We start from the raw sequence: 13,481 nt of genomic DNA, 5'->3' as shown, positions 1-13,481 counted from the left end.
GCCTAAAGAATCAAAGGCTAATGGAAGTATTTTCATCGGATTATTTCCCTGTGAAATTTGACTACCCGTAACCGTTCAGGTGGTAATTTACCGCAGAGACGCAGAGGAACAGAGAAGATATGGAAATGAATCAGATAACAGAAAAGATTATTGGTGCAGCCATTGAAATACATAGGACCTGCTTGCCGAATGTTCAGCCGGCAAGCCAGATTTGTTAATCCATCCCTGATTTTCATCAGGGCAAGTTTAATGTTGTTGGACTCAAGAGCTTGCACTGATGAAAATCAGGGATGTTAAGCGTATCGTCCATAAATTTTAATTTTCTTCTCTGCGTCTGTGTGTCTCTGCGGTGAACGGTTACGACTACCCCTTCGTTCCTCTGGATAGGGCGATTTTACCTGTTCTAACTATCTCTTTTATTCCAAAAGGCTTCAGCAGGTTAATCAAGGCTTTCAGTTTATCTTCGTCACCAGTGGTTTCCACAATTATGGTTTTCTGTCCAACATCAATAATCTTTGCCCGGAAGATATCAACAATCTCCATAATTTCCGCCCGACTACCGTTTTCTGTTGTAACCTTTATCAAAACCAGCTCTCTTTCGACATGTTCTTCTTTAGTTAAATCACTGACCTTAATGACATCAATAAGTTTATTGAGTTGTTTTTCAATCTGCTCGATTATCTTATTATCACCGTGAGTAACAATCGTCATCATTGACATAGTTGGGTCGTCAGTTTCGGCAACGCATAAGGAATCAATATTAAAGCCACGGCCAGAAAATAATCCCGCTACACGGGCTAAAACCCCAAATTTATTCTCGACTAACACTGAGATAGTATGTCGCATCTTTTTCATCCTCCAGATTTTTGGTGGTGTCTGAAAATAACTCTAATAGTGAAATCTATGCAGATTTGGTGTCCAAAAGGGATTTCCTCCAAAGAGCAAAATGCAAAAAGCAAATATAAAAATTACATATCAAAATGTAAAATTATCTCTTTCCTTTCAGCGTTAAAATACTTGAAGCAAAGATATTACCAAATTCCTCCAACTCTTTGAGAAACCTTGTTACTCCCTCTTTGAAATTTGATTTGTAATTTTGCATTTTGATATTTATATTTGATATTTAATATTTGATATTTGATATTTATTTGTTGTCTCCCTCAAATCCTATTTTGCAGAACCCTATACACTATTTTAACCTTTATGCTAGATTAAGACACCACCAGATTTTTCGACCTCTGTTATCAGAATTGGTAACTGGTAACTGGTTAAATAGTTTCGTCCTGAAATCAGCCAAACGGTATTTAATTACCAGTTACCAATCACCAGTTACCAGAATCAAATTCCCTGCATTATTTGTTCAACACGACAGGAGATTAATTCTAATTGCACTGGAGATATTTTATCACAATTAAATCAAAATGTCAAGGAAAATGAATTGAGGGTGACTGTAATAAAAGTAAATAACCTTTTCCCGGTAACCGTTCAGGTGGTAATTTACCGCAGAGACGCAGAGGAACAGAGAGGAAAATATCTTTTTTTTGTAACTGTTCAAGTGTCCATAAGGAAAAAGGGGAAAAGAGGAAAAAATGGGAAAGGGAAACAATGGTGAATTGTGAATGGTGAATTGTGAATGAATGCATAGTTAATAACATTGTCCAGTAAAAGATGTGGGTAAGGATAATATCAAGATACGGGCATCAACTATCTTTGCCCCTTTACCTTTTTCAAACACAATCAAAGGGTTAATATCTAATTCCTCTATTTCTTCAAAATCACATACTAACTGGGATAACCTTTCTAAACATTCAGCAATGATGTCAATATCAGATGGTTTTTCACCTCGATAACCGGTCAATATTTTATAGCCGCGAATCTCTTCTATCATATTGTAAGCACCAAGTTCACGAATTGGAGCAATCCTGAATGTTACATCTTTTAATACCTCGACATAAGCACCACCTAATCCAAACATAAGCAAATTGCCAAACTGTAAATCTTTATTCATCCCAAGAATGATTTCTTTCCCTTTCTTTGCCATCTTTTGAACAAGGATACCCCAAACAGTGTAGTTAGTAAATTTCAGAGTCATCTCCTGATATGCCTTTCTCAAATCATTTTCATTTTCAATATTTAATCGGACGCCACCCACATCCAGTTTATGAAGGATTTCTGGAGAAACTATCTTCAAGGCTACTGGATAGCCGATTTCCTGAGCGTATTGAGTGGCTTCTTGTTCATTTTTTGCTAATCGGAAGTCTAACACCGGGAATCCATACGCCTTTAAAATCTCATAAGTCTCTGGCTCGGGTAAAAATCTTCTTTTTTGTGTTTTTGCAAGAGAAATGACTTCTTCTACTTTCTTTTTATCAACATCATTGAATATTCGAACCTGTGTTCGAGGTCGTGCTACCCATTGAGTATATTCGCACATCTTTGCCAGTGCTCTTGACGCCACTTCTGGAAATTTATAATGCGGGATATTTTTTTCATCAAGAATCTTTAAAACACTGGATATATCAGTTATTCCCATCCAGCAAACCATAATAGGTTTCTGGTATTTGGGCATCATTTCTGTAATAACATAAGCGATATTTTGTAAGGTAGTTATTGGCTGAATAGTGCAGATAACAATTATGACACCATCTACATTTTTATCTTCCAGAACAGATTTCAAGGCAAGTGCATAGCGGTCTTCTCTGGCATCTCCAATAAGGTCAATGGGGTTATTTATATTTGAACTTGGTGGTAAGCCATTTTTTAACTTTGAGGTAGTTTTTTTATCAAAATGTGCTAATTGCATGCCATATCTGATACAAATATCTGTTGCCATTATCCCGGGACCACCACCATTAGTGATAATTGCGACTTGATTTCCTTTTGGAAGTGGTTGATTGGCAAATGCGCGGGCATAATCAAATAGTTCTTCAAGCGTTTCTACCCTTAACACGCCACATTGATGGAAGAAATATTCATAAACGTCGTCTGAACTGGCTAATGCCCCGGTATGAGACGAAGCCGCTTTTGCTCCTTCGATAGTGCGTCCTGATTTTATGGCTAATATTGGCTTTCTTTCAGGAATATCCCCGGTTATCTCTCTTGCCAGTTCTAAGAATCTTCTGGGGTCTGTGAGGTCCTCAAGATAAAGCAGAATCACATCTGTATTTGGGTCATCCTTCATCATCGCCAGCATATCAGTTTCGGTTAAATCAGATTTATTCCCAATCGAGACGAATTTTGACAGCCCGATATTATTGTCTGAGGCATATTCAAGTGCCGCTACACCCAGGGCACCGGATTGAGAAATAAAGGCGATATTACCGGGTTTTAGCATACTTGTAACAAAAGTCGCATTAAAAGAAATCTCCGGGTCAGTATTAATTATACCAAGACAATTGGGGCCAAGAACCGCAATAGAATATTTTTTCGCAATCTCTATCACCGTTTTTTCAATCTGTGCTCCTTTTTCACCTATTTCTTTAAATCCAGCACTGATGATTATGGCGGCTTTTATACCCTTTTCTCCACATTCCTCCATAACACCAGGCACGCTTGATGCTGGCACGATAATTACAGCCAGATCTACTCCCCCTGGAATATCCCAGACAGAGTGATATGCCCTAACGCCTAAAATGCCTCTTGCCTTCGGATTTACCGGATAGACAATACCTGTATATCCAGAAAACAATATATTGGCAAACAAAGTCCTGCCTACTGCATCTTGATGAGTAGAGGCGCCTATAACCGCAATTGATTTAGGTGAAAATATACATCTGGCATTTTCATTTTTCACTCTTATAGTTTAACATATATTTTAACTGTTGTCAAGGGTGTATGTAAAATTTGTGGGTAACTTTTAACATCTCTATTATTCAATTCCCTCCAAAGAGCAAAATGCAAAAAGCAAATATAAAAATTACATATCAAAATGTAAAATTATCTCTTTCCTTTCAGCGTTAAAATACTTGAAGCAAAGATATTACCAAATTCCTCCAACTCTTTGAGAGAAACCCTGCTATTTCCTCTTTGAAATTTGATTTGTAATTTTGCATTTTGATATTTGATTTAATTTCAGGTCTAACTCTCAGAATATTTTTTACCCATAAATTTTACACGCACCCGTTGTCAATTACTAATTGACTTTTTTTAAATTATGTGATATTATGTAAGTATGGAAATTATCATATTATTACTGATTCTATTGTCTTCTTCTCCGGCGTTTTCTTCAGTTAATATCTGGGTAACAGGAGAATATGAAAAGGTCAATCCTATCACTGGAAATGTATATGAGGAAGACCCGCGAAAATATAACGCTAAACCAATAATTGGCGAATATAAAGACAAAAATTACTTCTTTGATAAAAACCTTAATACTATTTCCCTTCAGGGGGCAAAGAATGAATATGTAGGATTTCAAGTAGTTATTGAGGCAGAGAATACAAAACTTAAGGATGTAGATATTTTAGTCAGTAATTTAACAGGACAGGGAGTTATTCAAAGCAAAGAGAATATTGAACTATTTCGTGAGTGGTATATAAAACTAAATAATGTATGGTATCCGGATGCATTAATACCTTTTGAAGTCCCTGACTATGGTGCCCCATTTGATATTCCTACTTCTACCCAACCTATTATCGGACAAAAAAACCAGGCTGTCTGGTGTGATATTTACATACCTAAAAATATTCCTGCTGGTGATTATCAAGGGACTCTTAAGGTTACCCAGACTAAAAAATTACTTAAAACACTAAATATTAAACTTAAGGTATTAAATTTTGCCCTTCCGGATGATTATTCATTAAAGGCTATTTTAAATGATTATATCTGGATATCAAGAGGATTTGATGTTGACCGTAAAGACGCACGATACATAAGCATTGAAGAGAAATTTCATAAAATGGCACGGGAACATGGATTTACCCTTAGTGAAATACCCTATAATCAAGATGGTGGAATGAAGGGGAATTATGCCCCCATTATTGAAGGTAATGGGGATAAAATTAAGGTAGTGGATTGGAGGGCATTTTATAATCAGTTTAATAAATACTTCTCACCCAAAGATAATATTTTTTATGAATGTAAGCGAGGGACCGGCAGAGCATTATCATCTTTTATATTGCCATTTAATTGTAATTGGCCTGCAAAATGGGGCGAAGATAAAAATTCAAGACGATATACGACTCCAGAATACAGAACAGAATATATAAGAATATGTCAACAATTTGAAGATTATTTTAATAAACAGGGTTGGACACAAACCCAATTTCAGATATATTTTAACCATAAAACAACTATGTCTAAATTAATTCCCTGGCGGATGGATGAACCGAGATACCCATCTAAGGAATCTCCCCAAAATCCCTATGCTGATTATGATGCGTTGAAATACTATGCAGAATTAACAAGAAAAGGATTTAAAAATATAGGTGCGGGAAAGAAAATTATGGATACTAAATCTGCAAAGTTTGTTTTTAGAATTGATATTGGTCGGTATTATGAGTATCTTTCCTCAGATAAAAGATTAGATGGCTATGTTGGATTATGGAATGTTGGACTGGGGAGTGATATTTCTGATGCGGAAAATAGACATAGGCAGGATGAAGAAATCTGGTTTTATGGAAGTCTGCCCGCGGTAAATAAAAAATCTTTTTGTGATAATGAAGATGATAAAGAAATAGATATATTATGGGAAATATGGAAAGCAAAAGTTGATGGAATTTGCTTCTGGAGTTGTGCCTCATGGAAAGATGACCCTTATATCTACCTTGATGACGAAGATGGCACTGCATTAGCCTTTTATCCTGGTAGTAAATTTAATCTCGATATTCCTATTCCATCTCTACGACTAAAAGTCCTTCGCACAGAGCTACAAACTTATGAATACATCGTAGAGATAATCCGAAGAAATGGTGGAGATAGAAAAATAGTAGATAGTATCTTTAAAAGACCAAGGCAGAAAGTTAGTGACTGCTATAAGATAAAACAGCTGTTAATAAATAATCTGGTTAATTATTTACCCAGGTGAAGTAAGACAGTAGAACCCTGAACCTAACAACCATTGCCTGTTATTTCACTTCAGATGGCTAAATAGTTACTAAACTTTGGCAAATTTGCAAACTTCTTTGAAAAACTTATGATAGTTTATATATAGTTGATAGTTGAAGGACTATAGACTATAAACAATAAACTATAAACCATAAACTATAAACGAGTTTTGCATTTTTTGCCAAAGTTGAGTAGTTACATAATCTGTAAGGGAGACATATTAAATGAAGAAATATTTTAATACTCTGAAAGAAAAGATAACCTCATTCTGGATAGAGGTTAAATATAATAAGGAATTACCATCGGCAATAATGATTACGATAAGCATAGTTTTATGTATGGCGATGGGATTTCTGTTTTTATGCCCTCTTGTTTCCATCAGGAATGCGACCCTGATTGGATTATGTATTGTGGGAGGTATAGGTATTATCCTTGAGCCTTATTTGGGAGTCCTATTCGTAATCTTTTTATATTTTCTTATGTCATGTGATATAAAATATGCTCCATCAGATACAAGGGCAATATTCTACATAACACCAGTAGTTGTGGGAAGTTGGTTATTTAATATGATAGTTAAACGAAATTTTAGATTTGTTAAATGCTGGCAAAACATTGCTATTTTAGGACTAATAGCCGTGGCATATCTTTCCACTATTAATGCCGTTTATCCAGAAAAGAGTATTGAGGAATCCAATGTATTTGGTAAAAGAATGATATTTTATCTCCTTTTTCTAAATTTAACAGACTCCTTTAAAAAACTTAATCTTGCCTATTGGATAGTATCAGGAGGTAGCGGGTGCTTATCTCTTTTAGCCATCCGCACATTCATTCTGGGAGGTTCAATGAAAAGAACAGAGGTAGGTGGAGGTCAGTTAAAGGGTTCTAATGCCCTTGCCCACATGGTCGTAATGACAATACCATTTTTTTTCTATAAGATTTTTAGCAAGAATCAATTGGAGAGAATCGCGGGTATTATTTTTTTACCAATCTCAATTTTTTGTATCATTGCTACTGGTTCTCGAGGTGGTTCTATTGGTGCTGGAGTAGTTCTACTATCCCTTGCCCTTAACTCAAAAAAGAAATTAAAATCATTCCTTATATTAAGTGGAGTAATATGGTTAGGAATAATGTTTGCTCCCCCTATTTATTGGGAGAGAATGAATACAATTAAGACTTATGAGGAGGATGCATCAGCCACTCATCGAATTGATGTATGGAAGGCAGGTATTGAGATGTGGAAAGAGCATCCTTTAATTGGTATAGGACAGGAAAATTTTCAGTATGTAGTTAGAGGCTATCTCCCATGGGATAGTAATATCGAACAACTTGTTCCGCATAATACATATATAAAGTTCTTAGCTCAAGGGGGGACTATTACTTTATTCTCTTACCTGTTATTATTATTTTTTAATTTTACAGATTTATGGCGGGTAAGGAAATCAGCAAAAGAAGAATTTCAAGGGATTAATGTTCACAATCTAAGTCGAGCACTTGAAATTGGCTTAATAGGACATATGATAAGTGGTATATTTATAGACAAGACAGACTTTGAACCATTTTACTGGTTTTCGGCTTTAGCCGCACTTCTTAGATATTTTCTTAAATATGAAGATGGTATGGCTAAAGAAGGATAAAAATTTACTTCGAGTCATAAGAGGAGGTTTAAAGAAATGAGTAAAGTTGCAGTTTTAAAAACAAAGCCGGAAACGGTACTCGAGGATTATAAACGGTTAATGAAATTAGCCGAATATGAGAGTTTTTTACCCAGGGATAAAGTTGTTCTTCTTAAAATTAACATTTCCTGGCATCACTGGTATCCGGCGTGCTCAACTACACCCTGGCAATTAGAAGGGGTAATAAAAACCCTTCTTAATGACGGCTATCCACCACAAAATATCATTGGTGCCCATAATCGCACTGTTGTCGTCAATGATAGAGTCGGAGAGGTAAATAATAAACATAAGTTAGTGATAGATAAATATGGTCTATCTACGGTTTATTTGAATGAGAAACCTATAGAGTGGGTAAGATACGAACCGAAAGGGAAGATACTTGTTCTGGATAAGGTGTATCCAGAAGGTATTCTTATTCCAAAGATGTTTCAGGGGAAGAGTATCATTCACCTGCCAACCGTGAAAACGCATGTGTTCACTACGATTACTGGGGCAATGAAGAATGCCTTTGGAGGTCTTTTATCCCAAAAAAGACACTGGACACACAGCGTTATTCATGAGACCCTGGTTGACCTTTTAACTATTCAAAAGGAGATTCATAGCGGCATTTTTGCAGTGATGGATGGAACTATTGCGGGCAGTGGTCCTGGCCCTCGCTGTATGGAACCACATGTTACAAATTACATCTTAGCCAGTTCTGACCAGGTAGCAATTGATGCTATCTCTGCTAAAATCCAGGGATTTGACCCACTCGCTCTCGGCTTCATTCGACTGGCACACGAAATGGGGCTGGGGTGTGGTAACCCAAATGAAATAGAGGTAGTGGGTGAGGATATATCGGGTGTCAACTTTGGCTTTAAGTGTGGTGATACCTTTGCCAGTAAAGGTCAGAAGGCAATATATCACGGTTTCCTCAAACCGTTTGAACATATTTTACTTCGCACACCAATCGTCCCCTGGTCTTATGCCGCATCAAGGCTTTATCATGATTTATACTGGTATCCTGCTGTTGGGGAAAAAAGGGTTAATGAGATGCTTAAAACAAACTGGGGACAACTTTTTCTTAACTACAAATAATGCAGGTAACTATTCACCACGAAGGACACGAAGAGCACGAAGTGAAATTTGATGAATTATCGAATAGAGTCATTACCTAAAATAGTAGAGAGTAGATAGTAGTCAGTAGGGAAGAGGTGAAGAGTGGACAGTAATTAGTGACTACTAACTACTGACTACTATTTAAGGTTGGTCTATTGATAAATTTCAATGTGGAAAGATTGAAAGAAGGCATAAAAAGATTTGTTCTGTAACATCTCCCTGCCCTTCGTGCTCTTCGTGGTGAATAGTTACAAAAAAAATTGAAAAAAACTCTTGACAAACTTAAAATTATGTAGTATAATATATACACAAAGGAGGGAAATTAACAAGGAGCGTAAAAAGAAAATGAGTCTCTATCTCTATGGTAATCATAAATTCAGCAGGAAAATAAAAAAGGAAAGCTAAACCTTCTGGCATTAATCTAAAACCAAGAAGGCTTTTTTGTTTTAAAATCCGTTAAATCTGCTTACTATAATTACAGAGGAGGTGCCAAAATGGCTACTAATAATGTTATGTTAGACCCAAAACTATTACTTACTACTCATCAACCTAAAAAGGAAGATGAGCCTGTTGACCCAACATTCGGTAATATGGTCCGACTTGGATTGTTGCGTGAGGCAATGAAGAAAAAAGTAGGGGATATTGGCTGGGAAGATACTACAAAACCTATCCCAAACACTGGCTACAAGAATTTCGATTTGAATAACGATGCTAAAGTAAATATCTCTGACTTGAAGATACATTCCCCACAAATTAGTGCTCAACTAAATAAGATTGAACAGGGATTGGGTAAAAAGGAAGGCGAACCAGAATGGGAGAAAATAGAAAAGGAAGTACCTATCCCTGGAACTGGCTATAAAAACCTGGATAAAAATAGGGATGATAAGATAACCATAGAAGACCTGAAGAGATTTGCCTATTCTCGTTCTTTTAGAGATAGTGCTGTTAGAAACATGCTAAATAAAATTGAGCAGGCATTAAATAAAAAAGCAGGTGATACGGGCTGGGAAGATGTAGTTAATCTGGTGAGAAAAATAAAGTGGTTGCGACAAGGATGGTGGAGAAGAAGATTAGTACCAATAGAAGATGTTGTAAGAGAAGTGGTCAAAGAAGGATATAAACAGGCAGATATTAATCGAGACGGCATAGTTGACCAAAAGGATATATTTACCCTCTGGCAAAAATATAGAATGCCTTATGCAAATCTGATTAAAGAGGCTTATGGGAAAACATCAAGTGATACTGGTTGGAACGATAAAACTCAACTACAAACCCAACCTGGATATAAAGAGGTTGATTTTAACAAAGATAAAAAGATAGACCAGGAAGATATATTTACCCTGTGGGCTAATAATAATCTTTCTAATTTAAACCTTCTCAAAGAAGCCTTTGGTAAAACCTCCAATGACCCTAACTGGGAAGATAAAAGAGAAATAATCACATTAGGCTACAAAAATGCCGATTTGAATCTGGATGATAAAGTCGATAGCCTTGATTTAAAGTTGCTTTTTTCGGCCTTAATCCCTGATGGGACATTAGTTAGAAGCGAAGCAGACAATAGATTTATGATTGTTTCAGGGACTAAAAAACGCATTCCAGATGAAAAAACATTCGATAACTTAGGATTAGATAAATCTCAAATTATCACACTTGCAGATGAGGAATTAGAACTTATCCCGGATGGTGAAGAAATCCTTCTCATAAAATACGATAATGGCACATTATTAAAAGCAGATAATGATTATTACCTGATGGCATATGGCTTAAGAAGAAAAATACCGGATGAACCAACATTAAAAAACTTAGACCTTGACGAATCCAAGGCAATTCCGGTATCTACATCAGAATTAGAAAACATTCCAAAAGGTGATGAAATCCCACACTTCGAATATCCAATCGGTACTATACTAAAAAACTCTGAAACTAATGATGAGCAATACTACTTGATAACACCAGCAGGTGAGAAAAAACTTATACCAAATAAACAGACACTTGAGAACTTAGGTTTAGATATCTCAAAGGTCAAACCAGTCCCATTTTCAAAATTACAAGGCATTTCCGATGACCCAGAACGATTTCCGCACTTAGAATATCCCAACGGTACCATCCTTCGTGGAGCTGATGATAAACTTTATATGACTTCCTTGGATAACAAGATTGAGATACCAGATAAGACTACATGGGAGGCATTAGGTTTAAATATCAAAGAACAGACCATCACTGTCAGAGCAAAGGGTAAGGAAGATGGAGGTTCTTTTCCATTAATCCAACTTCGAATAGATGGGGAGATAATCAAAGAATGGTTTGTTACGGATGAGTATAAAGATTATACAGTTACTGTTCCTTTAAGTGATGGCAAGCATAAGATAGATATTGTTTATCCCAATGACCAGGATATTTATACCTGGTTAGACCACTGGGTGCATAAGATAAAGCATCTCTTCAAGACCAATTATTACCATCATTATGAATCAAGACATGGTGTTTCAGCAGATAGAGAACTGTATGTGGATTATATCCAGATAGGTGATAAAAGAATAGAATCTGATGACCCAATGGTAAAATACGACCAGGGTGCAAATCAAAAACCCAGTACATATTTTGACAATGTTAGTGTTATACCTGGTCAGGAAAAGATGGTTTTACCAGGGGCACTCAGACTTGAGCTAAATATAGAAAATACAGTTAATGTCTCAAGCGAACAACTTAAAGACTTATCTACTCTTGCTACTTTACCTAAAGTTAAATATCCAAATGGAACTTTACTTCAGAATGAAGATGGTCATCGATACTTAATGGAAGGTGGTTTAAGAAGACTAATTCCAAACCAGATAACATTTGAAGCTTTAGGATTTAACCAACAAGAGATAAAGACAATTTCAAATTCAGAATTACAATCAATTGATGAAGGAGAACCAATTTCTAAGATAAAGTATTCCAATGGAGAATTAATTAAAGGCTCTGATGGACAGGTTTATTATATGATTGGTGGGATAAAAAAGCCAATTGTAGATACTCCAGCACTTCATAGAATTGTAAAGGAAAAGACAGATTTAATAGAAGTTTCTACAAGATGGGAGGCAGACAGTAAATACTGGAAATACTGGCGTATAGAACCATGGATGAGAGAAGGGATAGATTATAAGAAAGAATATATAAGAGATGACCGGATGAGTATAGGTGGACGATATGTCTATTATCAAGCAATTACAGACTACTATATGATAGAAGATGGTAAAAGAAAATCAATAAATGCATCTGATGTGCCTAATGGGACAATTCAAGCAATAACAAGATGGGAGGCAGACAGTAAATACTGGAAATACTGGCGTATAGAACCATGGATGAGAGAAGGGATAGATTATAAGAAAGAATATATAAGAGATGACCGGATGAGTATAGGTGGACGATATGTCTATTATCAAGCAATTACAGACTACTATATGATAGAAGATGGTAAAAGAAAATCAATAAATGCATCTGATGTGCCTAATGGGACAATTCAAGCAATAACAAGATGGGAGGCAGACAGTAAATACTGGAAATACTGGCGTATAGAACCATGGATGAGAGAAGGGATAGATTATAAGAAAGAATATATAAGAGATGACCGGATGAGTATAGGTGGACGATATGTCTATTATCAAGCAATTACAGACTACTATGTAATAGAAAATGGTAGAAGAAGACCGATAAATGAATCTGAAATTCCAGTTATATCTGCACAGCGATTTATAAAAAATGTACCAGATGGAGATATTAACTCCATACCAACAGGCACACCAATCAAAAGCCCATATTTAGTCAAAGGCTCTGGTAATGCGGTTTACCTGGTATCGAATGGTCAGAAGAAGTATGTCCCGGGTGGAGCTTTTACCTTTGAATCTTATGGATTGGACATTAGTAAGGTAAAAACACTTTCAGATGAAGAATTGGCAAATATACCTGGTGATGAGGGCTTGCCGAGAGTAGAGTATTCCGAAGTATACAAGCAGAGTAAAAGCTGGGTAAAGAGTGTTTTAAGTTTTGGTATCTCACTTATACCAGGTATTGGGCAATATTACAATCTCATGTGTGCTGTTACAGGAAAAGATGCTATTACCGGTGCTAAATTATCTAAAGGCTCAAGATTTATGAGTGCCTTGAATGGCATAGATGCATTTACTACACCTAAGATTGACCAAGCAAGAAAGGCATTAGATGCCGCTAAAAAAGCCAAAGATATTGCTAAAATAGGCGAGTTAACTCAAAAACTAAATAACCTCCAAAAACTAACAAAAATTACTAATTTTATGAAAATTACCTATCTGGGCAGTGCAGCTGCTTTTGGAAAGGATATATTTGGCGACCGCATCACGGGATATAACCGATTCTTATCCGGACTACAAACTACAAAGGTAGGACTTGGTCAGATAGCGGCGAGGTGCAATCTTAATGCTGCTCAATTAGATTATCTTGTGAAGGTAAGTGGAAATATTGACAAAATTACCGATTACTACCAAAAAGGCGTAATGATAACTGGCAAGGAAAAGATATTCAGTGGTAAAGAGGTATCGGATGAAGAGAGATTTAAAATAGCTGGTAATCTGTTAGGTGAACATATTAAACAAGCGGCAAGTAAGCCAGGGACAAACATAGCCGAGGCGATGGGGAAAGGATTAGCAA

7 protein-coding genes are annotated in these 13,481 nt (G+C 36.2%); 4 read left to right on the top strand and 3 right to left on the bottom strand.

Features of this window, described 5'->3' with window-relative positions; all coding sequences use genetic code 11:
* Positions 1 to 32 precede the first annotated feature (32 nt).
* The 3 genes from AB1422_10600 to acs all read right to left on the bottom strand — a co-directional run bounded on the left by AB1422_10600 (position 33) and on the right by acs (position 3,793).
* Positions 33 to 275 (bottom strand): hypothetical protein, encoded by a 243-nt coding sequence (locus AB1422_10600; GenBank protein ID MEW6619766.1) that lies wholly within the window; start codon positions 273 to 275, stop codon positions 33 to 35.
* Between the two features lie 88 nt (positions 276 to 363).
* Positions 364 to 846, bottom strand: a complete 483-nt coding sequence (gene ilvN / locus AB1422_10595) for an acetolactate synthase small subunit (protein ID MEW6619765.1) — start codon at positions 844 to 846, stop codon at positions 364 to 366.
* Between the two features lie 799 nt (positions 847 to 1,645).
* Complete coding sequence (acs, locus tag AB1422_10590) at positions 1,646 to 3,793, bottom strand: acetate--CoA ligase alpha subunit (protein MEW6619764.1); 2,148 nt, start codon at positions 3,791 to 3,793, stop codon at positions 1,646 to 1,648.
* Positions 3,794 to 4,171: 378 nt separating this feature from the next.
* On the opposite strand from acs, the gene AB1422_10585 reads away from it, so the two are divergent.
* The 4 genes from AB1422_10585 to AB1422_10570 all read left to right on the top strand — a co-directional run.
* Complete coding sequence (locus AB1422_10585) at positions 4,172 to 6,025, top strand: glycoside hydrolase domain-containing protein (protein ID MEW6619763.1); 1,854 nt, start codon at positions 4,172 to 4,174, stop codon at positions 6,023 to 6,025.
* 244 nt (positions 6,026 to 6,269) lie between these two features.
* Positions 6,270 to 7,679: an O-antigen ligase family protein gene (locus tag AB1422_10580; GenBank protein ID MEW6619762.1), complete on the top strand. Its 1,410-nt coding sequence runs from the start codon at positions 6,270 to 6,272 to the stop codon at positions 7,677 to 7,679.
* Between the two features lie 36 nt (positions 7,680 to 7,715).
* Positions 7,716 to 8,795, top strand: coding sequence for a DUF362 domain-containing protein (locus tag AB1422_10575; GenBank protein MEW6619761.1), 1,080 nt, complete (start codon positions 7,716 to 7,718; stop codon positions 8,793 to 8,795).
* Between the two features lie 515 nt (positions 8,796 to 9,310).
* On the top strand, positions 9,311 to 13,481 hold a 4,171-nt coding region (locus tag AB1422_10570; GenBank protein MEW6619760.1), incomplete at its 3' end, for a carbohydrate-binding domain-containing protein.

The sequence above is a fragment of the bacterium genome (assembly GCA_040757115.1).
In the GTDB taxonomy this organism is placed as follows: Bacteria; UBA9089; CG2-30-40-21; order CG2-30-40-21; family SBAY01; genus JBFLXS01.
Note: the sequence above shows the minus strand (reverse complement) of the source record. Positions and strands in the feature narration are given on the sequence as shown.